The 26,966-nt window shown below is 65.1% G+C and carries 27 protein-coding genes; 18 read left to right on the top strand and 9 right to left on the bottom strand.

Annotated elements, in window-relative coordinates; translation table 11 throughout:
* Positions 1-87: 87 nt before the first annotated feature.
* The 4 genes from HS053_RS03100 to ribD all read left to right on the top strand — a co-directional run bounded on the left by HS053_RS03100 (position 88) and on the right by ribD (position 2,766).
* The gene (locus tag HS053_RS03100; RefSeq protein ID WP_174209747.1) at positions 88-537 is read left to right on the top strand and encodes a thiol-disulfide oxidoreductase DCC family protein; all 450 of its coding nucleotides are present in this window, start codon (positions 88-90) and stop codon (positions 535-537) included.
* Entirely contained in the window at positions 534-1,052 is a 519-nt protein-coding gene (locus tag HS053_RS03105) for a DUF4166 domain-containing protein (RefSeq protein WP_174209748.1), read from the top strand. Before HS053_RS03100 ends, HS053_RS03105 begins: the two co-directional genes overlap by 4 nt.
* Positions 1,053-1,201: 149 nt before the next feature.
* Complete coding sequence (gene nrdR, locus HS053_RS03110) at positions 1,202-1,669, top strand: transcriptional regulator NrdR (protein ID WP_174209749.1); 468 nt, start codon at positions 1,202-1,204, stop codon at positions 1,667-1,669.
* Positions 1,666-2,766 carry a bifunctional diaminohydroxyphosphoribosylaminopyrimidine deaminase/5-amino-6-(5-phosphoribosylamino)uracil reductase RibD gene (gene ribD, locus HS053_RS03115; RefSeq protein WP_347233285.1) on the top strand — a complete coding sequence of 367 codons (1,101 nt, stop codon included), beginning with the start codon at positions 1,666-1,668 and terminating at the stop codon, positions 2,764-2,766. The genes nrdR and ribD overlap by 4 nt, the downstream gene beginning before the upstream one ends.
* A gap of 134 nt (positions 2,767-2,900) precedes the next feature.
* Here the strand turns inward: ribD and HS053_RS03120 are convergent, their stop codons facing one another.
* The 3 genes from HS053_RS03120 to HS053_RS03130 are packed head-to-tail and all read right to left on the bottom strand — an operon-like array spanning position 2,901 to position 5,634.
* Entirely contained in the window at positions 2,901-3,329 is a 429-nt protein-coding gene (locus HS053_RS03120) for a VOC family protein (protein ID WP_174209751.1), read from the bottom strand.
* A 60-nt stretch (positions 3,330-3,389) separates the two neighbouring features.
* Positions 3,390-4,739, bottom strand: coding sequence for a hypothetical protein (locus HS053_RS03125; RefSeq protein WP_174209752.1), 1,350 nt, complete (start codon positions 4,737-4,739; stop codon positions 3,390-3,392).
* A 1-nt stretch (position 4,740) separates the two neighbouring features.
* Positions 4,741-5,634: a hypothetical protein gene (locus HS053_RS03130; RefSeq protein ID WP_174209753.1), complete on the bottom strand. Its 894-nt coding sequence runs from the start codon at positions 5,632-5,634 to the stop codon at positions 4,741-4,743.
* Between the two features lie 187 nt (positions 5,635-5,821).
* On the opposite strand from HS053_RS03130, the gene thyX reads away from it, so the two are divergent.
* Positions 5,822-6,730 (top strand): FAD-dependent thymidylate synthase, encoded by a 909-nt coding sequence (gene thyX / locus HS053_RS03135; RefSeq protein ID WP_174209754.1) that lies wholly within the window; start codon positions 5,822-5,824, stop codon positions 6,728-6,730.
* Positions 6,723-7,562 carry a hypothetical protein gene (locus tag HS053_RS03140; protein WP_174209755.1) on the top strand — a complete coding sequence of 280 codons (840 nt, stop codon included), beginning with the start codon at positions 6,723-6,725 and terminating at the stop codon, positions 7,560-7,562. Before thyX ends, HS053_RS03140 begins: the two co-directional genes overlap by 8 nt.
* A gap of 33 nt (positions 7,563-7,595) precedes the next feature.
* Here the strand turns inward: HS053_RS03140 and HS053_RS03145 are convergent, their stop codons facing one another.
* Positions 7,596-8,147, bottom strand: coding sequence for an REP-associated tyrosine transposase (locus tag HS053_RS03145; RefSeq protein WP_174209756.1), 552 nt, complete (start codon positions 8,145-8,147; stop codon positions 7,596-7,598).
* Between the two features lie 110 nt (positions 8,148-8,257).
* Between HS053_RS03145 and HS053_RS03150 the strand changes: the two genes are divergently transcribed.
* Positions 8,258-8,584 carry an arsenate reductase family protein gene (locus HS053_RS03150; protein WP_174209757.1) on the top strand — a complete coding sequence of 109 codons (327 nt, stop codon included), beginning with the start codon at positions 8,258-8,260 and terminating at the stop codon, positions 8,582-8,584.
* 42 nt (positions 8,585-8,626) lie between these two features.
* Here HS053_RS03150 and HS053_RS03155 read toward each other — a convergent pair whose 3' ends face one another.
* Positions 8,627-8,833: a cold-shock protein gene (locus HS053_RS03155; RefSeq protein ID WP_174209758.1), complete on the bottom strand. Its 207-nt coding sequence runs from the start codon at positions 8,831-8,833 to the stop codon at positions 8,627-8,629.
* Between the two features lie 193 nt (positions 8,834-9,026).
* Between HS053_RS03155 and HS053_RS03160 the strand changes: the two genes are divergently transcribed.
* A complete protein-coding gene (locus HS053_RS03160; protein ID WP_174209759.1) occupies positions 9,027-9,380 on the top strand; it encodes a hypothetical protein in 354 nt (117 codons plus the stop codon).
* On the opposite strand, the gene HS053_RS03165 is transcribed toward HS053_RS03160, so the two are convergent.
* Positions 9,377-9,811 carry a MerR family transcriptional regulator gene (locus tag HS053_RS03165; RefSeq protein ID WP_174209760.1) on the bottom strand — a complete coding sequence of 145 codons (435 nt, stop codon included), beginning with the start codon at positions 9,809-9,811 and terminating at the stop codon, positions 9,377-9,379. The two genes, HS053_RS03160 and HS053_RS03165, sit on opposite strands and share 4 nt — an antisense overlap.
* An 82-nt stretch (positions 9,812-9,893) precedes the next feature.
* Between HS053_RS03165 and HS053_RS03170 the strand changes: the two genes are divergently transcribed.
* Positions 9,894-12,092 (top strand): heavy metal translocating P-type ATPase, encoded by a 2,199-nt coding sequence (locus HS053_RS03170; protein WP_174209761.1) that lies wholly within the window; start codon positions 9,894-9,896, stop codon positions 12,090-12,092.
* Between the two features lie 33 nt (positions 12,093-12,125).
* Here HS053_RS03170 and thrS read toward each other — a convergent pair whose 3' ends face one another.
* The gene (gene thrS, locus HS053_RS03175) at positions 12,126-14,069 is read right to left on the bottom strand and encodes a threonine--tRNA ligase (protein ID WP_174209762.1); all 1,944 of its coding nucleotides are present in this window, start codon (positions 14,067-14,069) and stop codon (positions 12,126-12,128) included.
* 165 nt (positions 14,070-14,234) lie between these two features.
* On the opposite strand from thrS, the gene HS053_RS03180 reads away from it, so the two are divergent.
* The 4 genes from HS053_RS03180 to HS053_RS03195 are packed head-to-tail and all read left to right on the top strand — an operon-like array spanning position 14,235 to position 17,376.
* Positions 14,235-14,915, top strand: coding sequence for a DNA-3-methyladenine glycosylase I (locus HS053_RS03180; protein WP_174209763.1), 681 nt, complete (start codon positions 14,235-14,237; stop codon positions 14,913-14,915).
* Positions 14,916-14,946: 31 nt separating this feature from the next.
* Positions 14,947-15,693: an alpha/beta hydrolase gene (locus tag HS053_RS03185; RefSeq protein ID WP_174209764.1), complete on the top strand. Its 747-nt coding sequence runs from the start codon at positions 14,947-14,949 to the stop codon at positions 15,691-15,693.
* Positions 15,686-16,666: an alpha/beta hydrolase gene (locus tag HS053_RS03190; protein ID WP_174209765.1), complete on the top strand. Its 981-nt coding sequence runs from the start codon at positions 15,686-15,688 to the stop codon at positions 16,664-16,666. The genes HS053_RS03185 and HS053_RS03190 overlap by 8 nt, the downstream gene beginning before the upstream one ends.
* The gene (locus tag HS053_RS03195) at positions 16,666-17,376 is read left to right on the top strand and encodes an alpha/beta fold hydrolase (RefSeq protein WP_174209766.1); all 711 of its coding nucleotides are present in this window, start codon (positions 16,666-16,668) and stop codon (positions 17,374-17,376) included. Before HS053_RS03190 ends, HS053_RS03195 begins: the two co-directional genes overlap by 1 nt.
* Before the next feature lie 10 nt (positions 17,377-17,386).
* On the opposite strand, the gene phaZ is transcribed toward HS053_RS03195, so the two are convergent.
* Complete coding sequence (gene phaZ, locus HS053_RS03200; protein ID WP_174209767.1) at positions 17,387-18,661, bottom strand: polyhydroxyalkanoate depolymerase; 1,275 nt, start codon at positions 18,659-18,661, stop codon at positions 17,387-17,389.
* Positions 18,662-18,750: 89 nt separating this feature from the next.
* Between phaZ and phaC the strand changes: the two genes are divergently transcribed.
* From phaC to HS053_RS03225, 5 genes are all read left to right on the top strand, one after another.
* Positions 18,751-20,544: a class I poly(R)-hydroxyalkanoic acid synthase gene (gene phaC / locus HS053_RS03205; RefSeq protein WP_174209768.1), complete on the top strand. Its 1,794-nt coding sequence runs from the start codon at positions 18,751-18,753 to the stop codon at positions 20,542-20,544.
* A 142-nt stretch (positions 20,545-20,686) separates the two neighbouring features.
* Positions 20,687-21,145 (top strand): Phasin, encoded by a 459-nt coding sequence (locus HS053_RS03210; protein WP_174209769.1) that lies wholly within the window; start codon positions 20,687-20,689, stop codon positions 21,143-21,145.
* 130 nt (positions 21,146-21,275) lie between these two features.
* Positions 21,276-21,836 (top strand): polyhydroxyalkanoate synthesis repressor PhaR, encoded by a 561-nt coding sequence (gene phaR / locus HS053_RS03215; protein ID WP_174209770.1) that lies wholly within the window; start codon positions 21,276-21,278, stop codon positions 21,834-21,836.
* A 3-nt stretch (positions 21,837-21,839) separates the two neighbouring features.
* Entirely contained in the window at positions 21,840-22,787 is a 948-nt protein-coding gene (locus tag HS053_RS03220; protein WP_174209771.1) for a LysR family transcriptional regulator, read from the top strand.
* Between the two features lie 54 nt (positions 22,788-22,841).
* A complete protein-coding gene (locus HS053_RS03225; RefSeq protein WP_174209772.1) occupies positions 22,842-23,363 on the top strand; it encodes a PhnA domain-containing protein in 522 nt (173 codons plus the stop codon).
* Between the two features lie 39 nt (positions 23,364-23,402).
* Here HS053_RS03225 and HS053_RS03230 read toward each other — a convergent pair whose 3' ends face one another.
* Positions 23,403-26,843, bottom strand: coding sequence for a pyruvate carboxylase (locus HS053_RS03230; protein WP_174209773.1), 3,441 nt, complete (start codon positions 26,841-26,843; stop codon positions 23,403-23,405).
* Positions 26,844-26,966: the final 123 nt, after the last annotated feature.

Genomic DNA, 26,966 nt, shown 5'->3' on the forward strand with positions numbered 1-26,966 from the left:
TTCCCCGCTGTCGCCTCACAACCCGGTGAAGGGGCGACACTCTGCCCACTGGCGGCGCGGGCGGGTTTCGGGCAGGCTTGACTCATCATGCGGACCGCCGACCTTCCCGAACCGTTGGCCAGTGCCCTGATGGGGCGCAATCTGATCGTGTTTGACGGGGAATGCGTGTTCTGCTCCTCATTTTTCCGCTTCATGCTGGCGCGCGACCGGGCGGCGCGGTTTCACTACGCCACGGCGCAAAGCCCGCTGGGGCAGGCGCTTTACGCCGCGCTGAACCTGCCGCTTGTGGCGTTCGAAACCAATCTGGTGATCACGAATGGCGTGATCTATCAGCGGCTTGATGCCTTTGCCGCAGCCATGGCCGAATTGCCGCTGCCGTGGCGGGCGCTGGCGGCGGTGCGGTATCTGCCCGGCTGGCTGAAGGACGGGCTTTACAAGCCCCTTGCCCGCAACCGCTATCGCATATTCGGACGCTATGAGACCTGCCTGATCCCCGATGCCGCCCTGCGGGCCCGCTTTCTGCCGGGCGGGGGATGAGCCTGTTCCGCACCACGCTCGGCGCAGATTTTGCGCGCTTGCCGCCCGGTTTGCAAAAGCTGCACGACCAGCCCGGACGCTGGACAGGCCGGGCCGAGGTGACGCGGGGCACCTCATGGCTCGCGCGTCTGCTGACCCGGCTGGCCGGGTTTCCGCCTGGGGGGCAGGTGCCGCTGACCTTCACCATAACGGCCACCGACGCGGGCGAGGTCTGGACCCGCGACTTCGGCCGCCACCGCACCCGCTCGACCCTGTGCGCCGGGCCGGGCGGGACGTTGTGCGAGGTCTTCGGCCCCTTCCGGGTAACGATGCGCCCCGCAGTCACCCTCGGCGGGCTTGCCCTGACCGTCACCGCGCTGCATTTTCTGGGCCTGCCCTGCCCGAAATTCCTTCTGCCGCGCGAGGCTTCGACCGAGGTTGCGCTGCCGGGAGGGGTGGTGGGGTTTGACATCCGTGCCAGCCTGCCGGGCCTTGGCCTGCTGATCCGCTACCGGGGCGAGATGGCGCCGACCTGAGTCCTGCCCGCCACAGTTGGCCGCTATATGCAGGGGCTATGCTGCGCGGCCTAGGCGAACCATGGGGTTTGGCGCTAGCGTCTGGGGATAACTCGGGAAGATACCCGGGGCATGAGGCAGTAACCTAATGACAAGCAAGGAGGGGGCCCATGCGCTGCCCATTCTGCGGTAATATCGACACGCAAGTGAAGGACAGCCGCCCGGCCGAAGATCACGTCTCGATCCGCCGCCGCCGCTTTTGCCCGGCCTGCGGTGGCCGCTTCACCACCTATGAGCGGGTGCAGTTGCGCGACCTTGTGGTGATCAAATCCAGCGGCAAGCGCGAGGATTTCGACCGCAGCAAGCTGGAACGCTCAATCCGCATCGCCATGCAGAAACGCCCGATCGACCCGGAACGGATCGACCAGATGATTTCCGGCATCGTGCGACGGCTGGAAAGCCTTGGCGATACCGACATCTCCTCGAAGGTGATCGGCGAGATCGTCATGGAAAGTCTGGCCCGGATCGACACCGTCGCCTATGTGCGTTTCGCAAGCGTTTACAAGAACTTCCAGGCGGCGGACGACTTTGACCGCTTCGTCAGCGAGTTGCGTCCCGGCGCGACCCCCGACGAGTGAGCGACAAGGCCACAGACGAAGCCCGCATGGCCCATGCCCTGCGCCTTGCGGCGCGGGGCCTTGGCAATGTCTGGCCCAACCCGGCGGTGGGCTGTGTGATCCTTCAGGGCGACCGGGTGGTCGGGCGTGGCTGGACGCAGCCCGGTGGCCGCCCCCATGCCGAGCGTCGCGCGCTGGATCAGGCCGGGGCGGCGGCGCGGGGTGCCACAGCCTTTGTCACGCTGGAACCCTGCGCCCATCACGGCCACACGCCACCCTGCGCCGAAGGGCTGATCGCGGCGGGCGTGGCGCGGGTGGTGACGGCGCTGACCGACCCCGATCCGCGGGTCGCGGGCCGGGGCCATGCCATGCTGCGCGCCGCCGGAATTGCGGTGACCGAAGGCGTATTGCAGGCCGAGGCGACCCGCCTGAACGCCGGGTTCCTGCGCCGCGTGACCGAGGGGCTGCCCTTTGTCACCCTCAAACTGGCGACCTCGCTGGATGGCCGGATTGCCACCGCTTCGGGCGAAAGTCGCTGGATCACCGGGGCGCAGGCCCGCACCCATGTCCATATGCTGCGGATGACCCATGATGCGGTGATGGTTGGCGCGGGCACCGCACTGGCCGATGACCCAGACCTGACGGTGCGCGGCCTTGGCGCGCGGCATCAGCCGGTGCGCATCGTGCTGGACAGCCGGTTGCGCCTTCCGGTGGGCAGCCGGCTTGGCCGCAGCGCGGGCGACAGCCCGGTCTGGATGGTGCATGGGCCCGATGCCCCCGCCGCCGCCCGCAGCGCATGGGCCGCCACTGGCGCCACCCTGATAGAGGCCGAGGCGCCGGGCGGCAGCCTTGCCACCCGCCCCGCGCTGGCGGCACTGGCGGCGCGGGGGCTGACCCGCATCCTCTGCGAAGGCGGCGGCACGTTGGCCGCGAGCCTGCTGAACGACCGGCTTGCGGGCGATCTGGCGCTTTACACCGCCGGTCTTGCTCTGGGTGCCGAGGGGCGGGCGGCGCTGGGGGCGCTCAAGCTCGCCCGGCTGGCCGATGCCCCGCGCCTGATCCTGCGTGAAAGCCAGACCTTGGGTGCCGACAGCTATACGCTCTGGTCCCTGGCCTGACACCGATATTTGCACCTTGCCAAATACTCCCGCCGGAGGCCCCGGTGTCAGCAAGCGCCCGGACCACGCAGCAAAGCCCCGGCCGTTCCGCCAAAGCGGGCGCTGCGGAGGCTTCAGCCTCCGCAGCGCCCGCTTTACCAGGATCCGGTATTGCCCATGCTGATCCAGGGTTCCGCCGGGGTCAGGGCCGCGCCCTTTTGCAACAGCTCGATCGACACGTTGTCGGGGCTGCGGACAAAGGCCATCCGCCCGTCGCGCGGCGGCCGGTTGATCAGCACGCCATTGGCCTGCAGATGGGCGCAGGTGGCGTGGATATCGTCCACCTCATAGGCCAGATGGCCGAAATGGCGGCTGTCGGACGGCAGGCCCGCATCGCCATCCCAGTTATAGGTCAGTTCCACCGGGCAGTCCGGCTGGCCGGGCGGCGCCATGAAGACCAGCGTGAACCGCCCGCCCTCATTGTCATAACGCCGGGTCTCTTCCAGCCCCAGAAGGCGGTAGAAGGCCATGGATTTCTCAAGGTCCAGCACGCGGACCATGGTGTGAAGATAGCGGATCGTCATGGGAAGCCTCCTGTTTGCTGCGGCAAACCTAGGATGGGCCGCGCGCAAAGGGTAGGGGGCTCAGAATGTCGATTTCACGCCCAGCCGCAGCTCGGCCTTTCGGGTCGTCATGGCCGTGATGTTTGAGTCCGTCTGGCTGAACGTCACCCCGACCTCGGGTGCAAAGCCCAGATAGTCGAGCTTGACCAGAACCGCCGAAAGGCCAAGTTGCGCTGTCACGTCCCGCCGTGCGTCCGCGATGTAGAGCGGCCGGTCATAAAGCTTCAGGCCAATGCTGGCGAAAGCGGACAGTTCCGCACCCAGAAGCGGCTGCGCGTCCTGCCAATCCAGCCGCAGCTCGGCCTCGCGCCGGGCGACCGAGGCCGCACCGGACGCCACCCGCCCTATGGACAGCCCCAAGGCCCAGCCATCGGCGCCCGGGGCGCCCCAGGACCAGCCCAGATCGACCGCAGATCGCAGGGACGAGCGCAGCGCCGCATCATGGCGGTCGGTATCGGTAAGGCTGAAGCCCAGGTTCAGCCGCCGGTCTTCCGCAAAAGCCCGACCATAGCCGAGCCGCAACTGCCGCCAATCGGCAAGGGTGGCACCGGCCTGCCAGTCGCGCCCGCCCTGCACTGTGACACTAAGCTGGGTCGGCCCGTCCTGCCGCGCCCAGCCGATCGAGGCCGAAAGACCCGCCTTGCCGAAATCCGAGGCCCGCGCCGACGGAACCGCCGCCCGTGCCGCGTCAGACAGCCGGTATTCGGTCACATTCCCTGCGAGCCCCAGCACGATCCGGGAGGTTGGACCCAGTTCCCAATGGCGCTGCAGATCGGCCGCCGCCGACAGGCCAAACCCCGAGAGCGGCACCGCATCGGGGTTGCTGAACTCGATCCCGCCGATGACGATGGTATTGGTGACCGGGCCGTCATTGACGTTCGAGGACGGAAAAGCGCCGAAGTCAAAGGTCGCTCGCCAAGGGTTGCGGCTTTTGACATAGGCAAAGTCGCGCACGGCAACCATGCGGTGGCGCGCGTCAGGGGCCACGTCGGCCGCGCGGCGCAGCCAGAGTTGCGCCGCGCCGTGACGCCCGTGCGAGGCCAGTGCCTGTGCCATCGCCAGGGCTGCCGAAAAGCGATCCTTGTCCGTTTGTGCGATCCGAAAGGCGCGGCGGGCTGCGGCCTCGGCGGGACGATAGTCGCCCAGATCCCGTGCGGCCCGGCTCAGGACGATCAGAGCAACGACATCGTTCGGATCGTGCCGCAACAGCGCCAGGGCCGCCGCGCGCGCGGCCAGAGGTTGTCCCGATTGCACAAGCTGCACCGCGAATTGCCGTGCCTGCGGCAAGCTCAACCGCGTTTCTGCGGCGACCGGGGCCTGAAACAGCGCCAGAACGAGAAAGGCGCAGCGCAGGAGCCAGGCCCGCCTCATGTCAGCGCAATGCGATGAAGACGCCGGTTTCGCGGACATTCCCGGGCGTGCTGCCATCGGGCGGCGTGTCATTGGCCAGCCCTTCCAGCACCACGATCCCGGCGATTTCGGTGCCGTTCGGCCCACCCAGAATGGCGGTCCATTGGCCCGAAGTCAGCTCTTCAGCCGTGTTGCCCGAGACGCCGACCGCCGTTTCGGCCGCGACGACGCCGGTGCTGCGGTCGATCTCGGACATCGCAAGCGAGACGAAATCGTCCATCGGGCCCAGTGCCGTGCCGTTCACATCGAAAAGCTGGCGGTTGGAGATGACGCCGACGATCGCCCCCACCTCATCGAAGTCGCCGAAGTCCATCTCGATCTGGACGGCGCCGGTCACATATTGCGGCTGGTTCGGCATTCCGGCGGCGTTTTCAAACACACGCACGGCCGCATATTCGCCGGTGAAGGAATATTCGCCCGAAGCGGGAAGGTTGACTGTTTCGGTATTGCGCTGCGCGCTGGCCCCGCCGATGCCGAAGTCGATATAGCCCGAGGTGGCAAAGGCCCCGGCCTGGGTGGCGCCACTGGTCGAGCGGCGGAAGACGGCGTAATAGGCCAATGTGCCCGCCGTATCCTCATAGCGCGAGAACGAGGTCGCACCAACCGCTCCGGTTCGGGCGTAAAGCGCCTGACCGTTGGGCGCATTGGCGCCATCGAAGGGTATGTTGTTGACGATCAGCTCACCCGTCTCGGAATCGTAGACCATGCTGTCCATAGTCAACTGCTCGTCAAGATCGGTGGCATAGATCGACCCGCCGAAGACGTCGGGCTCTGCCCCATCCTCCTCGACCCAGGGGTTTCCGCCGCAAGCCGCCAACGCCAGCAGCGACACGACCGCCGCGCATTTCACCCACATCTGCCTGCCCCATGCGTTATCTTTGCGCGAAGAATGCCGTGAAAGCGGTTGAAAGTCAAAGCAGATTCGGGTCGTCCACAGGCTTGTCCACCGCCTGTCACCGCCCTGCATCACACCGGGTTTGGCGGTTTCGCCATGGCGATCCGCAAGATATAGTTGATGGCGACTCATCCAGAAAGGCCCGCCCATGTCCCTTACGCCCGAGCAGCAGTCCCAGATCGAGGCCGCCCGCGCCACGCCGCGCCCCACGCTGCGCGCGGTGTCCGAAGGGATGGAGGCGCGGCTTTACCATGCTGCGCCGGTTCTCGACCACGGTTTCGTGCGGGTGATCGACTATATGGGCGATGATGCGGCCATCGTGCAGGCCGCCCGGGTATCTTATGGAGCCGGCACCAAACATGTGCAGAACGATGAGGGGCTGATCCGCTATCTGATGCGGCACTGGCATTCGACTCCGTTCGAGATGTGCGAAGTCAAGCTGCACGTCAAACTGCCGGTCTTTGTCGCCCGCCAGTGGATCCGCCATCGCACCGCCAATGTGAACGAATATTCCGCACGCTATTCGATCCTCGACCGGGAGTTCTACATTCCCGAGCCGGGGCAACTGGCGGCGCAATCGACGGTGAACAATCAGGGCCGCGGCGCGGTTCTGGAAGGGGCCGAGGCGGCGCGGGTGCTGGAGATGCTGAAATCCGACGCCGGCCGCAGCTATGACCATTACGAGGCGATGTTGAGCCAGGAGGGCCAGCAAGGATTGGCCCGCGAATTGGCGCGGATGAACCTGCCGATGAACATCTATACCCAATGGTATTGGAAGACCGATCTGCACAATCTGTTCCACTTCCTGCGCCTGCGCGCCGATGCCCATGCCCAGTATGAAATCCGCGTCTATGCCGAGGCGATTGCCGAAGCCGTGCGCGACTGGGTGCCGCTCGCCTTTGCCGCCTTCGAGGATTACCGGATGGGCGGCGTGACCCTGTCGGGCAAGGCGATTGCCGTGTTGAAACGGCGGCTGGCCGGCGAGGCGGTGACGCAGGAGGATTCGGGAATGAGCAAGGGCGAATGGCGCGAGTTTATGGAGGTTTGGGGTGTTTGAAGCTAAATTCATTCATTATTATTTGCTGCCAATCTTGGCGGCGGCGAGTTTGGGATTTTCAGAACCAGTTGCGGCACAGGCAGTCGATAAGTGCGATGAATTGGCTTCAAACGCCGATGATCCAGGCTCGGTTGCGCCCGGGGTTTCGATGGAGGCCATGAAGGGCGAAGAGGCTAGGGATGCCTGCCTGCGATCAGTATACAAGATGCCCGAGGTGCCCCGCTTCAAATACCAATTGGGGCGGGCATATTACAAGCTGCAGAACTGGAATCAGGCCAGGCTGAATTTCCAGTTTGCTGCCAATGAAGGCTATGCCATGGCGCATTATGCGCTTGGGGTTGTTGATTACGATGCGACCTTCTTCGATAAGGCAGCCAAGCATTTCCAGAAGGCACAGGAGCTTGGTATTACGGTCGCCGACGAATATGCACAGAACCTCGTCTTCGACGCGTCGATCTTTTCTGACCCTATCTTCTTCACCGGCCTCTACGAAGGCAAGCTTGAAGGGGGCGGAAAGCCGGCGCTCTCCTATATCGTGCAATTCACCGAATACCTTTCGATAGCGGGTTGCGAGCCGGCGATGTCGATTCACATGCAGGCGGGAAACCGCGCGACGGTTATACATCTTTCCGATGTCGGTGATCTTCTGGAAAGCCCATATCAAGGGCTCGGTGCGGATATCGCGGCATATGCGGATATGTCCGCGCAATGGGCAACGACGAGTCAGAACGTTTCAGCGGATGCGGCCGCGATGATTTCGCGCTATCAATGCACCGGTCCGGTCAACAAGGCGTTGCTTGTGGGGCTTTCCGCCTGGTTGAATACTCTGTGACGGGAGGGCCCGTGTGTCGGGGTGAACCCCGACCTACAGCAGCGCCTCATCCCCGTCGCGGTGCCATGAGGAATAAGGCCAATCCTTTGGATGGCTGACCAGCCCGTGTTTCACCGGGTTCAGCCAGCAATAGCGCAGATGAGCGGTGAAATCGCCCTCGTCGCGGATGTGATGTTCCCAGAACCGCTTTTGCCAGATCGGGGCCTCGTCCTTCCGTAGGTCGGGGTTCACCCCGACTCGCCGGGCGGTGCCCGCGCGCTCCCGCCCGCCCTTGGCGCCAAAGGGATTGTCCGCCGGAGTCGGGGTGAACCCCGACCTACGCAAATCGCGTGAGAAGCGGGCCTTGATCGCGCCGATGCGGGTGGCATAATCGCTGTCGCCCTCTGGCAGGGTCCAGAGACAGTGCATATGGTCGGGCAGGATCACCCAGGCGTCGATGCCGAAAGGGCGCTGCATCAGGGTCAGCCTTGCGGCCTGTCGCAGCGCCTCGATCTCGCGCAGCAAAAGGTCGCTGCCGGGCCTGGCGAGGGCGACGGTCATGAAGAGGGTGGCGCCGGGGCGCCGGGGGCGGCGGTATCTGGACATGGCCGCAGTTTCGCAGGGTCTGGTTAACAAAACCTTGCGGCGCGCAGCGGCTTGACCCCGGCCTCCCATCGCGTAGACACGGGCGCAGCGGTAAAAAAGGGGGCGGCAGAATGATCGTTTACGGCATTTCCACCTGTGACACGACCAAGAAGGCCGTGAAGGCGATCGAGCGGGCCGGGTTGCCGGTGATCTTCCGCGACATCCGTGCCAATCCGCTGACCCGGGACGAGATCGACGCCATCGTGACCGAATTCGGCAGCCGGGCGGTGAACAAGCAATCCACCACCTATCGCAGCTTTTCTGATTTCCTGCGCGAAAGCGAGCCGGAAGCGCAGATTGCTGCCCAGCCGACGGTGATGAAGCGCCCGGTAATCCAGACCGAAACCGGCTGGCATCTGGGCTGGGACGCCGAGGTTGAGGCAGCGCTTCTGGGGTGACCCGGCCCGCCGCAGCGGGCCCGATCAAATCTCAGAACCGGATCAGAGCAGACGCAGCTCGCCCGCCGATTGCTTGCCATCGCGGCCCGACAGCAGCTCGTATCCGACTTTCTGGTTGTCGTTCAGCCCCTTGAGGCCCGCCCGCTCCACCGCAGAGATGTGGACGAACACATCCTTGCCGCCATCATCGGGCGCAATGAAGCCATAGCCTTTGGTGCTGTTGAACCATTTCACGGTGCCGGTCGGCATTCCGCTTCTCCCCTTCCGATCCTCCCACGGCGGAATTGCCGCGGGCCGTGCGCCAATCTTCCGGGCCTTCGATCAGAGGGCAGTCAGAAAGTCTGTCGTCACAGGCAAAATCATGCCAAAGCTTAAGTGAAAATCAAGCGCGGAATCGGAGCAGCGAGTCGCGCAGGCAAAGCCTTGAAAACAGGGGATATTCATGCGGAACGCAGCCTTGGTGCTGGGCATCATCGGCGGAATCTGGGCGATGATCGTCGGCTTTTTCGGCTATGGCTATGTCACATGGGTCGCCGAATATGGCGAAACCGGGCTGACGGAACAGGTCAATCACCCCTTGGTGATTCAGGTTGCGAGCTTCCTTGCGCCCATTCTGGCGATTGCCGGGGCGGCCATGGCGCGGTCACAGAACCTGCCTGCCGGGGTCTTGCTGCTGGCGTCGAGCGCGGCAATCTGGGTGGCCTTCGGCTTCAACGTTTTCACCATGTTCCCCATCGCCATGTGCGGTCTGGGTGGCATCCTGGCCTTGGCCGCGCGTCAGCCCGACGCGCATTAGGGTTCCCCGGCGCTGTCATGGTGCGGGTGCGCGCATTGGCCATGATCGCCCAGCACTTCGATCACCCGGCAGTCTGAAATCGCGCCATGGGCGCATTGCGTGACCATCCGCTCCAGTTCCATCTCCAGCGCCTTCAGGCGCGAGAGACGGGCGCGCACGGCCTGTAGCTGGGCCTTTGCGATGGCATCGGCGGCGGTGCAGGGCTGATCCGGTTTGTCGGAGAGGGAAAGCAGGTCGCGGATCGCCTCCAGCGGAAAGCCGAGTTCCCGGGCGTGCCGGATGAAGGCCAGCCGGTCCAGCGCCGCGCGGGGATAAAGCCGCTGGTTGCCTGTGCTGCGTTCCGGCTCGGGCAAAAGGCCGATCTGTTCATAGTAACGGACGGTCGGCACCTTGACCCCGGCGGCCTGTCCCAGTTTTCCGATGGTCAGCATCAGATTCCCCTTGAACCTATAGTTGCTAGAGACATTAGCTTGCTGACTCGATCCGGTCCAGTGCCGGGAAAGCGAGGATAAGATGAACGAAGGCGAACACTGCGAATGGGCGGTGACGGGCATGGATTGCGCCGCCTGCGCAACCAAGATCCGCGATGCGGTGGGCCGGTTGCCGGGCGTCAGCGATGTCAGTGTCACGGTGATGGGCGAGAAGCTGAAACTGACACTGGCGCCGGGCGGGGCAGGCAGGGATGAGGTCGCGACGGTGGTGACCGCGCTTGGCTATGGGCTTGGCCCCGGCAAGGGCGCGTCGCGGCCAAAGGGTTTTGTCCTGCCGGAGAAGGCACCTCATGACCACGACCATGACCATGACCACGCGGCCCTGGGCCACGTCCATGACGATCCGGCGGACCGGGGCAAGGGCTGGTATCAGACGGCCAAGGGGCGGCTGGCGATCTTTACCGCGCTGCTTCTGGCGGGGGCATGGGGTGTCGGGCTTCTGTTTCCCGGTCAGGCCGGCACCTGGGCCTTTGTTGCGGCCTGCCTGATCGGTGTGGCGCCGGTGGCGCAGCGGGCCTTTGCGGCGCTGCGGTTGGGTCAGCCCTTTACCATCGAAAGCCTGATGACCTTGGCCGCCATCGGCGCCCTGTTCATCGGGGCGGCGGAAGAGGCGGCGCTGGTCGTGTTCCTTTTCGCCGTGGGCGAAGTGCTGGAAGGGGTGGCTGCGAACAAGGCGCGCGACGGCATCCGCGCGCTGGCCAATCTGGTGCCCAAGACCGCGCTTCTGGACGAAGGTGGCAATCCGCGCGAAGTTGCGGCTGACACGCTGATCCCCGGGCAGCGGGTGCTGGTCCGCCCCGGCGACCGCATTCCGGCGGATGGCGAGATCGTCGAAGGCATCTCGGGCATCGACGAAAGCCCGGTCACCGGCGAGAGCGTGCCGAAAAGCCGTGGCCCCGGCGAGCCGGTCTTTGCCGGGTCGATCAACACCGAGGCGGCGCTGCGCATCCGGGTGACCAAGGCTGCGGCGGACAACACCATTTCCCGCATCATCCGGCTGGTCGAAGAGGCCGAAGAGGCCCGCGCCCCGACCGAGCGGTTCATAGACCGCTTCAGCCGCTGGTATATGCCGCTGATCACCGGGCTGGCGGCGCTGGTGGTGTTGGTGCCGCCGCTGGGTCTTGGCGGCGACTGGGACACATGGATCTATCGCGGCCTTGCGCTGTTGCTGATCGGTTGCCCCTGTGCGCTGGTCATCTCGGTTCCGGCGTCGATTGCCTCGGCTCTGGCTTCGGGGGCGAAGCGCGGCTTGCTGATGAAAGGCGGCGCGGTGATCGAGGCGGCGGCCAAGGTGACGCAGGTTGCCTTTGACAAGACCGGCACGCTGACCCATGGCCGCCCGGTGGTGACCGACCTTGTGGCGCTGACCCTGCCCGAAGCCGAGGTGCTGCGCCTTGCCGCGGCGGTCGAGGCGGGGTCGGGCCATCCGCTGGCGCAGGCCATCTTGCGCAAGGCTGAAGGCGTGGCGCTGCCCGAGGCGACCGGGGCGCGGGCGATTGCGGGCAAGGGTGTTTCGGCCAGTGTCGAGGGCCGGGTGCTGACCATCGCCAGCCCGCGCTTTGCCGCCGAACAGGGCGCGCTGACGGCAGAGGGCGCGGCTGAGGCGCGCGCGCTGGAAGAGGCGGGCAAGACGGTGGCTGTGCTGTTCGGGGGTGGTGCGGCGCTGGGCCTGATCGCGCTGCGGGACGAACCCCGCGCCGATGCGAGCGAGGCAGTTCAGCAACTGCGCGCGTTGGGCCTGACGCCGACGATCCTGACCGGCGACAATCCCCGCACCGCAGCCGCCATCGCCGCCAGCCTTGGCACCGGGTTCCGCGCCGAGATGCTGCCGGAAGACAAACTGGTGGCGATCCGCGAGATGGCGGCGCAGGGCGGCGTGATGATGGTGGGCGACGGCATCAACGACGCGCCGGCGCTGAAACAGGCCAATGTCGGGGTGGCGATGGGATCGGGCACCGATGTGGCGCTGGAAACCGCCGATGCCGCCATTCTGCGCGACCGGGTGACGGACATTGCCGCCACGATCCGGCTGGCCCGGGCGACGATGGGCAACATCCGCCAGAACGTGACCTTGGCTCTGGGGCTGAAGGCGGTGTTCCTTGTCACCTCGGTTCTGGGGATGACCGGGCTGTGGATTGCCATTCTGGCCGATACCGGGGCGACGGTTCTGGTGACGCTGAATGCGCTGCGGCTGTTGCGATATGACCCCGAGCGGGGCTGAGAAAGGGGCACGCCGGAGCGCGCCCCTGTTCCGTCAGGCCGAAGGCGGCAGGCCTTCCAACCCGAAGGTGGCGATGGCCTGATCAAGGCTGATCGTTTCGGTCCGCGTCTCGCCCAGACGACGGACGGAGACCGTGCGCTCTTCGACTTCCTTCATGCCGATGGCAAGGATCACCGGAACCTTGCCCATCGAATGCTCGCGCACCTTGTAGTTGATCTTCTCGTTCCTAGTATCGGCTTCGGCGCGGACACCGGCCTTTTGCAGCGCTTCCACCACTTCGGCCACGAAAGGATCGGCGTCCGAGACGATCGAGGCCACCACCACCTGACGCGGCGCCAGCCAGAACGGCAGCTTGCCGGCGTAGTTTTCGATCAGGATGCCGATGAAGCGTTCGAAACTGCCCAGAATGGCGCGGTGCAGCATCACCGGGCGGTGTTTCATGCCGTCTTCACCGACGAATTCGGCATCCAGCCGGTTCGGCAGGTTGAAGTCGCACTGGAAGGTGCCGCATTGCCATTCGCGCCCGATGGCGTCGGTCAGCTTGAAATCCAGCTTCGGGCCATAGAAGGCGCCATCGCCGGGGTTCACCTCATAAGGCAGGCCCAGCTTTTCGATGGCCTGTTGCAGGGCGCTTTCGGCCTTGTCCCAGACCTCATCCGACCCGACCCGCACATCGGGGCGGGTGGACAGCTTGATGTCGAACTTCTCGAACCCAAGGTCGCGGTAGACGCCCGAAAGCAGTGCGATGAAGCCCGCGCATTCGCTTTCGATCTGGTCTTCGGTGCAGAAGATATGGGCATCGTCCTGCGTAAAGCCGCGCACCCGCATCAGACCGTGCATCGAGCCGGAAGACTCATAGCGATGGCACGAGCCGAATTCGGCCAGACGCAAGGGCAGGTCGCGGTAGGATTTCAGGCCCTGATTATACACCTGCACATGGCAGGGGCAGTTCATCGGCTTCAGCGCGTTGATGCGCTTTTCCTTGGCGCCTTCCTCGTCCACCTCGACGATGAACATGTTCTCGCGGTAGGCTTCCCAATGGCCGGACTTCTCCCACAGGATGCGGTCCACCACCTGCGGCGTGCGGATTTCCTTGTAACCAGCCTTGCGCAACCGGCCGCGCATGAAATCCTCAAGGCCCCGCCAGATCTGCCAGCCGTTGGGGTGCCAGAACACCATGCCCGGCGCCTCTTCCTGCAGGTGGAACAGGTCCATCTCGCGGCCCAGCTTGCGGTGGTCGCGCTTGGCCGCCTCTTCCAGCATCGTCAGATGCGCCTTCAGGTCGTCGCGGTTCCTGAACGCCACGCCATAGATGCGTTGCAGCATCGGGCGGCTGGCATCGCCCAGCCAATAGGCGCCCGCAACATGCGTCAGCTTGAAGGCATCGGCAGGCACCTGCCCGGTGTGTTGCAGATGCGGGCCGCGGCACAGATCCTGCCAATCCCCATGCCAATACATGCGGATGTCCTGATCTTCGGGAATGCGGTCGAGCAGTTCGAGTTTGAACGGCTCGCCCTTGCCGCGGTAATATTCCACCGCGCGGGCACGTTCCCAAAGCTCGGTCTTCACCGGCTCACGCGCGTTGATGATCTGCTTCATCCGCGCCTCGATGGCGCCGAGGTCTTCGGGCGTGAAGGGTTCCGCCCGGTCGAAATCATAGAACCAGCCATGGTCGCGGACCGGGCCGATGGTGACCTTCACATCCGGCCAGATTTCCTGCACGGCGCGGGCCATGATATGGGCAAGGTCGTGGCGGATCAGTTCCAGCGCCTGCGCGCTGTCGGCCATCGTGTGGATGGCGATGCTGGCATCGGCGGGGATCGGCCATTGCAGGTCGTAATGCGCGCCGTTCACCGTGGCGCTGATCGCCTTTTTCGCCAGCGAGGGGCTGATGGCGGCGGCCACTTCGGCAGGCGTCACGCCTGCGGGAAAGCTGCGCGCATTGCCATCGGGAAAGGTGAGGGAAATCTGGGCCATTCGGGCCTCCTCGTCATTTTGGCGCCTACGAAACGCCCGGTTGCGGGTTATGGTGGCGGTGTTCTGGCGCCGGGTTGCGTGAAAGTCAAGCCGGAGCGCGGGTGGAAAGCTGCGCCTCCGGCGGGGATATTTGGGCCAAGATGAATGGCTTGGCGGGGAGAAGACATGCGCAGTTTTGCGGAGATTCTAGAGCTGGCCGTGGCGCGGCGCGGCAACGAGGCGGCGGTGCTGGAGGGGGCGATGGTGCCGCTGGCGCCCGCAGCGCTGGCGGCGATCCCCGATGACCGCTGGCTGGGGGCGATGGCGCGGGGGATCTTTCAGGCGGGGATAAGCTGGAAGGTGGTCGAGGCGAAATGGCCCGGGATCGAGCTGGCCTTTGGCGGGTTCGATCCGGGTTTCGTGGCGATGATCGAAGGCGAGCGGCTTGAGGCGCTGTTGGGCGATGCCCGGGTGATCCGTTCCGGTGCCAAGATCGTGGCGATCCGCGACAATGCGGTGATGGTGCGCGCAAGCGGCGGGTTTGGCCGCAAGGTTGCGGAATGGCCGGAGGAAGATTTCGCGGGGCTTCTGGCTTGGCTCGGCCGCGAAGGCAGCCGGCTCGGCGGCACCACCGGGCAATACATGCTGCGCCAGATGGGCAAGGACAGCTATATCCTGACGCGGGATGTGGTGGCGCGGTTGCAGGAGGAAGGGGTGATCGCGGCTGCCCCGGGATCGGCCAGGGCCATGGCGGCGGTGCAGGCGGCCTTCAACCGCTGGCGTGCGGAAAGCGGGCGGAGTTTCAACGAGATCAGCCGGGTTCTGGCGCGCAGCATTGGGCCGGTTGGCATCGGGCCGGGGGATTGATAGGGTTTGCCCAGCCGCGAAGGAGCCTGATTTGACCGAATTTCTGACCACCCCGCAGGGCCGCCGTCTTGCCTATGAGCGCCGCGCAGGCCGGGGGCCGGGGGTGGTGTTTCTGGGCGGGTTCAAATCGGACATGCAGGGCACCAAGGCGCTTTACCTGCAGGATTGGGCGGCGCGGACCGGCCGGGCCTTTCTGCGCTTCGATTATTCCGGCCATGGCCAGTCTTCGGGCGATTTTCTGGACGGCGCTATCGGCGACTGGTTCGAGGATGCGCGGGCGGCGGTGCAGGCGCTGACAGAAGGGCCGCAGGTTCTGGTCGGTTCGTCCATGGGGGGCTGGATTTCGCTCTTACTGGCCCGGGCGCTGCCCGCGCGGGTGGCGGGGCTGGTGGGCATTGCTGCCGCGCCGGATTTCACCGAAGACAGCATGTGGGCGGGGTTTGCCGCGGCGCAGCGTGCGGCGTTGGCGGCAGAGGGCCGGGTGGTGCTGCCATCGGACTATGATCCGGCGGGCTATGTGATCACAAGGCGGCTGATCGAAGAGGGGCGGGGGCGGCTGGTGCTGCGCGACCCGCTGCCGCTGCCCTTTCCGGTGCGGCTGTTGCAGGGGACGGCGGACAGCGATGTGCCGCCTGCGGTGGCTTTGCGGCTTTTGGACCATGCGACAGGGCCGGATATCCGGCTGACGCTGGTCAAGGGGGCCGATCACCGCTTTTCCACGCCGGAGTGTCTGGCGCTGATCGAGGCGGCCATCGCAGAGGTTTTGCACCATGCGTAGGCTGGGGCGGGCGCTGGGCCGGATTCTGGTTGCCCTGCTCGTGGTTGGCGGCGTGCTTTGGGCCACCGATCCGCCCGATCAGGTGGGCGGGCCGATCGCCTTTGATCCGGCCAGCCTGCCCGCTGACCTGCCCGCATGGCTGGCGGCGCGCGAGGCGGCGGTGCCTGACCTGCGGGCGGGAGAGGAAAAGCGCATTGTCTGGGCCGGGCAGGCCGGGGTGAAGACGCCGCTGGCGGTGGTTTATCTGCATGGCTTCTCGGCCAGTTCCGAGGAAATCCGCCCGGTGCCGGATCAGGTGGCGCGGGCCCTGGGGGCGAACCTGTTCTTCACCCGGCTGGCGGGCCATGGCCGGAACGGGGCGGCAATGGCCGAGCCCACGGCGCAGGACTGGATCGAAGACACCGCCGAGGCGCTGGCCATCGGGCAGCGGCTCGGCGACCGGGTGCTGGTGATCGCCACCTCGACCGGCGGCACGCTGGCGGCCATGGCGGCGCGGGACGGGCGCCTGAACGGCGGGCTGGCGGGGGTGGTTCTGATCTCGCCCAATTTCGGGCTGCGGCCTTGGGCGGGCAAGATTCTGGACCTGCCTTGGGTCGAGGTCTGGGGGCCGGTCGTCGCCGGGGCCGAGCGCAGCTTTGCGCCGCAGAATGCCGCTCATGCGGCGCATTGGACCACGACCTATCCGACCGCCGCCCTGTTCCCGATGGCGGCGCTGGTGCGTCATGCGCGTGCGCAGGATTACAGCACGGCCGAGGCGCCGCTGCTTTTGATCCAGAGCCCGGATGATCAGGTGGTCAGCCCTGCCGCGGCGCAGGATGTGCTGGCGGGCTGGGGCGGGCCGGTCCGGCGGGAGGCGCGGCAGATGGGGCCGGGGGATGACCGCTATTCCCATGTGATCGCGGGCGACACGCTGTCGCCCGGGCAGACGGCCGGCACGGTAACGCTGATCCTCGATTGGGCGGCGGGATTGTGATGGCCGAACCGCTGGTGCTGATTCCGGGGCTGATGGCCGATGCGCGGCTGTTCCTGCCGCAGATGGTCCAACTGGGGGGCAGCCGGGCCATGTTGGTCAGCCTGCCGACGCGGGGCGACACGGTGGAGCAGATGTCAGAGGCGATGCTGCCCGATCTGCCGGCGAAATTCGCGCTGCTGGGCCATGGTCTTGGCGGTGATGTCGCGCTGGACCTGATCCGCCGGGTGCCCGAGCGGGTGACGCGGGTCGTCCTGATGGCGACCGATCCGCTGGCCGAGGCGCCGCAGGCGGCGGTGGCGCGCGAAACGCGGATGGTGGCCGCCCGCGCGGGCCGTCTGGTTGAGGCCATGCGCGAGGAAATCCCGGCGGCTGCGATTGCCGACAGCCCGTGGCGCGATGAGGTCATGGCGCTGGTCAAGGATATGGCGCTGGGTCTGGGCGAGGGGGTTTTTCTGCGCCAGAGCCGCGCCCTGCAGCGCCGCCCGGATCAGCAGAAGACCATGCGCAAGGTCAAGCTGCCCGCGCTGGTGATCGCCGGGGCTGTCGATACGCTGGTGCCGATGCGGCGGCAGGAGTTCACGGCCAACCTGATGCCCTTCGGCAAGTTGCAGGTGATCCCCGACGCTGGCCACCTCGCCCCGCTGGAGCAACCCGAAGCGGTGAGCGAGGCGCTGGCGGCCTTTCTGGCTGGGCCGGTCCTGTTGCGGTGACCCCGCCTGCTCAGACCGCCTGAAGCTTGGGTTTGGCGGGGGCGGGCACCGGGGCGGCCGAATTGGCGTCGATGAAGTTCAGGACCAGCGGGCGGATGTTCAGGCGCCAGCTCTTGCCGGCGAAGATGCCGTAATGGCCGGCGTCGGGTTCCAGGTGGCTGGCTTTCTTCGATTCCGGCAGCCCGGTGCAAAGCTTCAGCGCCGCCACGCATTGGCCGGGTGCGGAAATGTCGTCCTTCTCGCCTTCAACCGTCTTCACCGCGACCTGGGTGATGGCGCCGATATCCACCTTCTTGCCTGCCACCACGAATTCATTCCGGGCGATTTCGCGGTTCTTGAAGATGCGCTCAACGGTGGAGAGATAGAATTCTGCCGTCATGTCCATCACGGCAAGATATTCGTCGTAGAAGCGGTTGTGGGCATCATGATCAGACGCTTCGCCGCGGGCGACGCGCATGATCTGCTCGGCGAAAGCTTTGGAGTGACGCTCGGCATTCATCGACATGAAGCTTTGCAGTTGCAGCAATCCCGGATAGACCAGACGGCCCACGCCCTTGTATTTGAAGCCCACCCGCTGGATGGCGATCTGCTCCAATTGCCCCATGGTGATTCGGCGTCCGAAGTCGGTCACCTCGGTCGCGGCGGCGTCCGGGTCGATCGGGCCGCCGATCAGCGTCAGGCTGCGCGGCTGGGCGGCGGGGTCTTCCCCGGCCAGATAGGCGGTGGCGGCAAGGGTCAGCGGCGCGGGCTGACAGATGGCGATGACATGGGTATCGGGGCCGAGGTGCCGCATGAACTCGACCAGATAGAGCGTGTAATCTTCGACATCGAACTTGCCCGCCGACACCGGAATGTCGCGGGCATTGTGCCAGTCGGTCACATAGATATCGGCATCGGGCAGCAAGCTTGAGACGGTCGAACGCAGAAGCGTGGCGTAATGGCCCGACATCGGCGCCACCAGCAGGATCTTGCGAGCCATGGGCGCACGGCGGCGCACGAAAAACTGCACCAGATTGCCAAAGGGCTTTTCGACCACCGATTTCACATCGACGAGGTGATCCTGCCCGTCGGGCCCGGGGATCGAACGGATGCCCCAGTCGGGCTTGGCGACCATGCGGGAAAAGCTGCGTTCGGTCACTTCGCCCCATGCGGCGGCGAGTTGCAGCATCGGACTCATGGTCAGGGCGAAGGCCGGGTAAGAGGCCATGGCGCGTGCTGTTGCACCCAGCCACTCATTGGTATTACGGGCGCTTTCCATCAGGTCGTAGGTGGCCATATACTTCACGGGCGTCTCCTTGGCCGATGCGTCGCATCGCCTGTTGGGCAAAGCGTTGCTATGCTGCGTAGCAGCGAGAATAGGGTCGAAAAGATATCATGACAACTGATGAATATGACGCAGGACCAAAGTTGGAGAAACTGACCGAGAACCTTGCCAAGGTCGAGGCCCTGTCCGAGCGGCTGATGGGCGCTTTGGCCCGCTACAAGCCGCATGACCCTTCGCTGAACGGCCCTTCGCAAGAGGTGTTCATGAAGGCGGCCCAAGCCTATCTGGCGGCGATGATGCAGAACCCGGCCAAGGTGCTGGAGCATCAGGTCGGCTATTGGACCAAAAGCCTGAAGCATTACATCGAGGCGCAGCAGGCCCTTGCCACGGGCGAGTTCAAGGCCCCCGCCGACCCGGGGCCCAAGGACCGCCGCTTTGCCAATCCGCTGTGGGAGACCCACCCGGCGTTCAACTATCTCAAGCAGCAATATCTGATCAACTCGGATGCCGTCAGCACCGCCATCGCCGATATGGAAGGCATCGAGCCGGGCGAGCGGCAGCGGGTGGAATATTTCACCAAGCAGATCGTCGATATGCTGTCGCCGACCAATTTTCTGGGCACCAACCCCGATGCGCTGGAAAAGGCCATCGCCACCGATGGCGAAAGTCTGGTGAAGGGGCTGGAAAACCTGATCTCCGATATCGAGGCCAACAACGGCGAGCTTCTGGTGACGCTTGCCGACCGCGAGGCATTCGAGATCGGGCGCAACATTGCGACCACCCCCGGCTCTGTCGTGTTTCGCAACCGGATGCTGGAGCTGATCCAGTATGCGCCCACGACCGAGACGGTCCATGCCACGCCACTGCTGATCTTTCCGCCCTGGATCAACAAATTCTATGTGATGGACCTCAAGCCGCAAAACAGCTTGATCAAATGGATCGTCGATCAGGGCTTTACCTTGTTCGTGGTCAGTTGGGTGAACCCGGATGCCGGCTATGCCGATGTGGGCATGGATGATTACATCCGCGAGGGCTATCTGACCGCCATGGCCGAGGTGCGCCGCATCACCGGCGAGAAACAGATCAACTGCGTCGGCTATTGCATTGCGGGCACCACTCTGGGCCTGACGCTGGCGCATCTGGAGCGGGCAGGCGACCCTTCGGTCAAATCGGCGACCTTCTTTACCACGCTGGCCGATTTCTCGGACCCGGGTGAGGTGGGGGTGTTCCTCAACGACGATTTCGTCGATGGGATTCAGCGGCAAAGCGAATCCGACGGCATCCTGTCGCGGTTCTTCATGAGCCGCACCTTCTCGTTCCTGCGCTCGAACGACCTGATCTATACCCCCGCCATCAAAAGCTACATGCTGGGCGAGACGCCGCCCGCCTTTGACCTGCTTTACTGGAACGGCGACGGCACCAACCTGCCCGCCAAGATGGCCATCGAATATCTGCGCGGCCTCTGCCAGCAGGACGGCTTTGCCAAGGGCGAATTCCCGGTCTTCGGCAAGCCGGTCAGCCTTGAGGGCGTGAAGGTGCCGCTTTGCGCCATCGCCTGCGAGACCGATCACATCGCGCATTGGAAGGGCAGCTTCAACAGCGTGCGGCAGATGGGATCTGACGACAAGACCTTCATCCTTTCGCAGTCGGGCCATATCGCAGGCATCATCAACCCGCCATCCAAGGGCAAGTATGGCCATTACACCAACGATGGTCCGATGGCTGCGCCCGAGGACTGGCTGGCAGGCGCCACCTTCCATCAAGGGAGCTGGTGGCCACGCTGGGGCGCCTGGCTGGCCGGCCGGTCGGGCGGGCAGGTGAAGGCCAGAATTCCGGGCGATTCGGGGGTGCCGGTGCTGTGCCCGGCCCCGGGAACCTATGTGTTGCCCAAGCCAAGCCATTGATCCTTGGAAGATTTCCCCTGCGTCAACCGGGCGCGGGGGAAGAAATGCTGCATTGCAGAAATTTACTTGAAATGCTGCGATGCAGCATGTATATATGGCTCATCAGAAAACGGGATGACCCGGATTTTCAGGAGCAAATGAAATGACCAAGACCCCCGACTTCACCAAAGCCTTCCAAGACATCTTCGCTTCGCTTCCGGTTGACGCCACCGCGTTCCAGAACGCCTTCAAGACCCAAGCCGCTTTCGGCGAAAAGCTGTCGGCCGTTGCACTGGCCGCCGCTGAAAAATCGACCGAAATCTCGTCCAAATGGGCCAAGGACTCGATCGCCAAGCTGGCGACCGCTGCCAAGGCCAAGGCCGAGCCGGTTGAATACGGCAAAGCCGTGAGCGACCTCGCCACCGCCACCGCCGAACTGGCTGCCGAGAACCTGGCCGCCTTCGCTGAAGTTGCCAAGAAGGTGCAGATCGAAACCGTCGAACTGATCCTGGCTGCCGGCAAGGACGTTTCGGAAGAAGCCACCTCGGCCGTGAAGAAAGCCACCGCCGACGTGACCGCCGCTGCCAAAAAGGCCGCGACCGCCGCGACCGCTGCCAAGTGATCTGACGATCCAGAGCTTCCCTTTCCTCCCTGAGGGAAGCCGGAGGGCGGGCCATGAGCCCGCCCTTTCTTTTTTTCTGCGCCTCGCCTAAGCTTCTCTGCAAACGCATAAAGCACAGGGAGACAAGACCATGGCCGAGACCGCAAAGCCCCTGCTGATCAAGCGATACGCCAGCCGCCGCCTCTACAATACCGAGACGTCGGATTATGTGACGCTTGAGGATATTGCGAGCTTTATCCGCGCCGGCCGCGAGGTGCAGATCGTCGATCTGAAATCGGGCGATGACCTGACCCGGCAGTATCTGTTGCAGATCGTGGCCGAGCATGAATCCAAGGGCGACACCGTGCTGCCGACCAATGTGCTGACCGATCTGGTGCGCAGCTATACCACCAATGTGCAGTCGGTGGTGCCGCAATTCCTTGCCGCCAGCTTCGAGATGCTGCGCGAGGGGCAGTCGAAGGTGATGGAAAACCTTTCCGCCCTGCCCAACCCGATGGCCGCCATGCCCGGGTTCGAGGCGATGCGCAAAAGTCAGGAAGCCTTCATGAAAACCATGATGGGCGGCATTCCCGGCTGGAACGCCGGCAGCACCGGACCCGGCGAAGAGGCGCCGGCCCCCGGTTCGGCCGAAGAACTGGCGGAGATCAAGAAGCAGTTTGCCGAGCTTCAGAAGAAGCTCTCAAAGCTCTGAGCCATGCCCGAGACCTCGGGCCGCGTCACGCTCTGGGCCATCGAGGTCTTTCTGGCGGTGGCCGAAGAGCGGGCCATTTCGGCGGCGGCGCGGCGGCTGGGCGTATCGCCTTCGGCCATTTCACAGCAGTTGACCGGGCTTGAGGCGGCGCTGGGGGCGGCGCTTCTGGACCGCACCGCACGGCCGATGGCGCTGACCCCCGCCGGGGCGATGTTCCGCCGCCATGCCCAGACCATCCTGAATGCCGAAGCCGAGGCGCGGGCCGAACTGGCGATGGCCGACCTGTCGGGTCTGACCACGCTGCGCCTTGGCATGATCGAGGATTTCGACGCCGAGGTGACGCCGCGCCTTCTGTCCGCGCTGGCGGCGGAATTGCGCGGTTGCCGCTTTCTGCTGGAGACCGGCGCCAGCCACCGCCTGCTGGACCAGCTTGACGCGCGGGCGCTGGATATCGCCGTGACGGCCGATCTGGGGCAGGCGGGCAGCGATGAGGGTTGGCGCGAGGTGCATCCGCTGCTGGCCGAGCCTTTCGTTGCCGTGACACCCAAGGGGCGGGCGTGGGACAGCCTGCCGCTGATCCAATATACCGCGCGGCATCTGATGGGGCGGCAGATTGCAGCACATCTGGCGCGGCAGAACTTGCGGCTGGCGCATCGGCTGGAACTTGACAGCTATCACGCCATTCTGGCCATGGTCGCGGGCGGCGAGGGATGGACCATCCTGACGCCGCTTGCCCTGCACCATGCCGCCCGGTTCCGCGCGGCGGTCGAGGTGGCGCCCTTGCCCTTCGCCGCGCTGGAACGCACGCTGTCGCTTTCGGCGCGGTCGGGGGTGTTGCAGGACATGCCGGGGCAGATTGCCGGGCGGCTGCGTGGGCTGATCGGCGATCTGGTGGTGGCACCCGCACTGGCCGAATGGCCGTGGATGGCGGGGGATTTGCGGGTTCTCTGACCCTTTCTTTCCGGGCCCGCAGGGCGTAGGGGAGGGGCAACCAAGGAGCCCCCGATGATCCCTTCCGCCCTTCTGACCCGCTCTGGCGGGGTTTGCGAATTTTGCGGCGCCGCCGAGGCGCTGAGTGCCGTGCCCGTGCCGCCGGGGGGCGAGATCGTGCTGTGCGCGCTGTGCCGCGAGGAGGCGTCCGCCCCTGCCAGCCATTGGCGCGCGCTGGAAGGCGCTGCATGGTCCGAGGTGCCCGAGGTGCAGCTTGCCGTCTGGCGTAAGCTCGGCCAATTGGGCGAGGCATGGGCGACCGAGGTGCGCGACGGTATGGTGCTGGGCGATCAGGCGCAGAGCTGGGCCGACATGCCCGCCGCGCTGGAACACCGCGACAGCAATGGCGTGCTGCTGGCGCGGGGCGACGATGTGGTGCTGATCAAGGATCTGCCGGTCAAGGGCGCCGGTTTTACCGCCAAGCGCGGAACGGCGGTGCGCGGCATCTCGCTGGTGGCCGACAACGCGGCCCATATCGAGGGCCGCGTCGAAGGCCAGCGCATCGTGATCCTGACCGAGTTCGTCAAGAAGAAGTGAGTTTGGGGGATGGGCAATCTGCCCATCCTTGCCAAAGACCTACTCCAGTTCGACCAGCAGATCCTTCGCCTCGATCTGGCTGCCAGCCTGAACATGCAGCGCCTTGACCGTCGCGGCGCGGTCGGCGTGCAGGCCGGTTTCCATCTTCATCGCCTCGATGGTCAGCAGAAGGTCGCCCGCGTTGACCTTCTGGCCCACGGTCACCGCCACCGAAGCGACCGAGCCGGGCATCGGCGCGCCGATATGAGCGGGGTTGCCATCGGCGGCCTTCGGCCGTGCGGCGGTGCGGGCCTTGATCGCGCGGTTTGCCACGCGGATCACCCGGGGCTGGCCGTTCAGCTCGAAGAACACCTTCACCTCGCCGTCATCGGTGGTCTCGCCCACCGCCTGCAACCGCAGTTCCAGTGTCTTGCCGGGGTCGATTTCGGCCGTGATCTCTTCGCCCGGCTGCATTCCGTAAAAGAAGGTCCGCGTCGGCAGGGTCCGCACCGGGCCATAGGACTTGTGGCGGCCCATATAGTCGAGGAAGACCTTGGGATACATCAGATATCCGTTCAGATCCTCGTCATCCACCGGATAGCCGTTCAGCTCGGCCGAAAGGCGCGCCCGCTCGCCTTCCAGATCGACCGGCGGCAGCGATTTGCCGGGCCGGTCTGCCAGCGGCGCCTCGCCTTTCAGCACCTTCTTCTGGATGCCGGCAGGCCAGCCGCCATGCGGCTGGCCAAGATTGCCCTTCATCATGTCCACGACCGAGTCCGGGAAGGCCACGTCATGGCCCGGGTCTTCGACCTGCGCCCGGGTCAGCCCCTGCGCCACCATCATCAGCGCCATATCGCCGACCACCTTGGACGAGGGGGTGACCTTCACGATGTCGCCGAACATCCGGTTGGCATCGGCATAGGCTTGCGCCACCTCGGGCCAACGCTCTTCCAGACCCAGCGAGCGCGCCTGCGCCTTGAGGTTGGTGAACTGGCCGCCGGGCATTTCGTGCAGGTAAACCTCGCTCGCCGGGGCCGGCAGGCCGGATTCAAAGGCGGCATATTGCGCGCGGACATGTTCCCAATAGTTGGAAATCTCGCGGATGGCGGCGATATCAAGGCCGGTATCGCGCTCGGTATGGCGCAGCGCCTCGACGATCGAGCCGAGGCAGGGCTGCGAGGTGCCGCCCGAAAACGCATCCATCGCCGCATCCACCGCATCCACCCCGGCATCGCAGGCGGCCAGAATGGTGGCCGCCGCAGCACCCGAGGTGTCATGCGTATGGAAATGGATCGGCAGGCCGATTTCCTGTTTCAGCGCCTTGACCAGTTGCCGCGCGGCAGCGGGCTTCAACAGCCCCGCCATGTCCTTCAGCCCCAGCACATGGGCGCCGGCAGACTTCAGCTCTTTCGCGCGCTCCACATAATATTTCAGGTCATACTTGGCGCGGGCCGGGTCCAGCATGTCGCCGGTATAGCAGATGGTGCCTTCGCAGACCTTGCCAGCCTCGACCACCGCATCCATGGCGACGCGCATGTTTTCCACCCAGTTCAGGCTGTCGAACACGCGGAACACATCCACCCCGGTTTTCGCGGCCTGCGCCACGAAAGCCTGCACCACATTGTCGGGGTAATTGGTATAGCCGACCCCGTTCGAGGCGCGCAGCAGCATCTGCGTCATCACATTGGGCATCGCCGCGCGCAGGTCGCGCAGCCGCTGCCACGGGCATTCCTGCAAGAAGCGGTAGGCCACGTCAAAGGTTGCCCCGCCCCAGCATTCGACGCTGAAAAGCTGCGGCAGGTTGGCGGCATAGGCGGGCGCCACGGTGATCATGTCGATCGACCGCATCCGCGTGGCCAAGAGGCTCTGGTGCCCGTCGCGCATGGTGGTGTCGGTGATCAGCACCTTGGTCTGCGCCTTCATCCAGTCGGCCACCGCCTGCGGACCCTTCTGCTCCAGAAGGTTGCGGGTGCCCATCGCCGGTTCGGCGCGGGCCTTGGGCGGTTTCGGCGCCTTGGCCTCGGCATGGGGTTTCGGGCGGCCCGCCGTCTCGGGGTGCCCGTTCACCGTGATGTCGGCGATATAGGTCAGGATCTTGGTCGCCCGGTCGCGCCGCTTCTTGAAGGCAAAGAGGGCAGGGGTCGTGTCGATGAATTTGGTCGTATAGCTGTAGTCAAGGAAGGTCGGGTGCTTCAGCAGGTTGATGACGAATTCGATATTCGTCGCCACGCCGCGGATGCGGAACTCGCGCAGCGCCCGGTCCATCCGTGCAATCGCCTTTTCCGGCGTTTGGGCATGGGCCGTCACCTTGACCAGCAGGCTGTCGTAATAGCGGGTGATCACCCCGCCGGCATAAGCGGTGCCGCCATCCAGACGAATGCCGTTGCCGGTGGCGCTGCGATAGGCGGTCAGGCGGCCATAGTCGGGGATGAAATTGTTCAGCGGGTCTTCGGTCGTCACCCGGCATTGCACGGCATGGCCGTTCAGCCTGACCTCGGCCTGAGAGGCGACGCCGGTCGCTTCGGTCAGGGTCTTGCCTTCCTCGATCAGGATCTGGGCCTGCACGATGTCGATGCCGGTCACCTCTTCGGTTACGGTATGTTCGACCTGCACGCGGGGGTTCACCTCGATGAAGTAGAACTTCTGGCTGTCCATATCCATCAGGAATTCGACGGTGCCGGCGCATTCGTAATCCACGTGCGCACAGATTTTCCGTGCCATTTCGCAGACTTCGGCACGCTGCTCCTCGGTCAGATAGGGGGCGGGGGCACGCTCGACCACCTTCTGGTTGCGGCGCTGCACGGTGCAGTCGCGCTCCCACAGGTGCCAGACATTGCCCTGCTTGTCGCCCAGGATCTGCACCTCGACATGGCGGGCGCGCAGGATCATCTTTTCAAGATAACCTTCGCCATTGCCAAAGGCCGCCTCGGCTTCGCGCCGACCTTCGCGCACCTTGGCCTCAAGCTCGTCTTCGGACAGGATCGGGCGCATCCCGCGCCCGCCGCCGCCCCAGCTTGCCTTGAGCATCAAGGGATAGCCCACTTCGGCCGCCTGTTTCTTGACCAGCGCCATGTCGTCGCCCAGCACCTCGGTCGCGGGGATCACCGGCACGCCCGCCTCGATCGCCACCCGGCGGGCGCTGGCCTTGTCACCCAAGGCGCGCATGGTTTCGGCCCGCGGCCCGATGAAGGTGATGCCCGCCTGATCGCAGGCTTCGACGAAATCGGGGTTTTCCGACAGAAGACCATATCCGGGGTGGATCGCATCCGCCCCCGCCATCTTGGCCACACGGATGATCTCGGGGATCGAGAGATAGGCCCCCACCGGCGAAAGCCCCTGACCGATCAGATAGGCTTCATCCGCCTTGAAGCGGTGCAGCGACAGCTTGTCTTCCTCGGCATAGACGGCAACCGTCTTCTTGCCCATCTCATTGGCGGCGCGCATCACCCGGATGGCGATTTCGCCCCGGTTTGCGATCAGGATTTTCTTGAACTCGGTCATCGGCAGCACTCCGGGCAGGCAATTGGGCGGGGGGGTTGCGCAAACTGCGGTCACTCTACGGTCGCTGCGGTGCAGCGCAAGGGCGCGCTGTCACGAAACTGCAAAGTTTGCGAAATATGCAGG

It is taken from the genome of Tabrizicola fusiformis, assembly GCF_013328815.1.
Taxonomy (GTDB): Bacteria; Pseudomonadota; Alphaproteobacteria; order Rhodobacterales; family Rhodobacteraceae; genus Fuscibacter.

Coding starts and splice junctions, on each gene's coding strand:
- HS053_RS03160 (WP_174209759.1), top strand. CDS start 9,027: ATGCGGAACGCAGCCTTGGTGCTGGGCATCATCGGCGGAATCTGGGCG.
- HS053_RS03145 (WP_174209756.1), bottom strand. CDS start 8,147: ATGTCCAGATACCGCCGCCCCCGGCGCCCCGGCGCCACCCTCTTCATG.
- HS053_RS03195 (WP_174209766.1), top strand. CDS start 16,666: ATGGCCGAACCGCTGGTGCTGATTCCGGGGCTGATGGCCGATGCGCGG.
- thrS (WP_174209762.1), bottom strand. CDS start 14,069: ATGGCCCAGATTTCCCTCACCTTTCCCGATGGCAATGCGCGCAGCTTT.
- HS053_RS03225 (WP_174209772.1), top strand. CDS start 22,842: ATGATCCCTTCCGCCCTTCTGACCCGCTCTGGCGGGGTTTGCGAATTT.
- HS053_RS03170 (WP_174209761.1), top strand. CDS start 9,894: ATGAACGAAGGCGAACACTGCGAATGGGCGGTGACGGGCATGGATTGC.
- HS053_RS03130 (WP_174209753.1), bottom strand. CDS start 5,634: ATGTGGGTGAAATGCGCGGCGGTCGTGTCGCTGCTGGCGTTGGCGGCT.
- HS053_RS03210 (WP_174209769.1), top strand. CDS start 20,687: ATGACCAAGACCCCCGACTTCACCAAAGCCTTCCAAGACATCTTCGCT.
- HS053_RS03150 (WP_174209757.1), top strand. CDS start 8,258: ATGATCGTTTACGGCATTTCCACCTGTGACACGACCAAGAAGGCCGTG.
- HS053_RS03230 (WP_174209773.1), bottom strand. CDS start 26,843: ATGACCGAGTTCAAGAAAATCCTGATCGCAAACCGGGGCGAAATCGCC.
- phaC (WP_174209768.1), top strand. CDS start 18,751: ATGACAACTGATGAATATGACGCAGGACCAAAGTTGGAGAAACTGACC.
- phaR (WP_174209770.1), top strand. CDS start 21,276: ATGGCCGAGACCGCAAAGCCCCTGCTGATCAAGCGATACGCCAGCCGC.
- HS053_RS03120 (WP_174209751.1), bottom strand. CDS start 3,329: ATGACGATCCGCTATCTTCACACCATGGTCCGCGTGCTGGACCTTGAG.
- thyX (WP_174209754.1), top strand. CDS start 5,822: ATGTCCCTTACGCCCGAGCAGCAGTCCCAGATCGAGGCCGCCCGCGCC.
- HS053_RS03190 (WP_174209765.1), top strand. CDS start 15,686: ATGCGTAGGCTGGGGCGGGCGCTGGGCCGGATTCTGGTTGCCCTGCTC.
- HS053_RS03180 (WP_174209763.1), top strand. CDS start 14,235: ATGCGCAGTTTTGCGGAGATTCTAGAGCTGGCCGTGGCGCGGCGCGGC.
- HS053_RS03100 (WP_174209747.1), top strand. CDS start 88: ATGCGGACCGCCGACCTTCCCGAACCGTTGGCCAGTGCCCTGATGGGG.
- HS053_RS03155 (WP_174209758.1), bottom strand. CDS start 8,833: ATGCCGACCGGCACCGTGAAATGGTTCAACAGCACCAAAGGCTATGGC.
- nrdR (WP_174209749.1), top strand. CDS start 1,202: ATGCGCTGCCCATTCTGCGGTAATATCGACACGCAAGTGAAGGACAGC.
- HS053_RS03165 (WP_174209760.1), bottom strand. CDS start 9,811: ATGCTGACCATCGGAAAACTGGGACAGGCCGCCGGGGTCAAGGTGCCG.
- HS053_RS03125 (WP_174209752.1), bottom strand. CDS start 4,739: ATGAGGCGGGCCTGGCTCCTGCGCTGCGCCTTTCTCGTTCTGGCGCTG.
- HS053_RS03105 (WP_174209748.1), top strand. CDS start 534: ATGAGCCTGTTCCGCACCACGCTCGGCGCAGATTTTGCGCGCTTGCCG.
- HS053_RS03220 (WP_174209771.1), top strand. CDS start 21,840: ATGCCCGAGACCTCGGGCCGCGTCACGCTCTGGGCCATCGAGGTCTTT.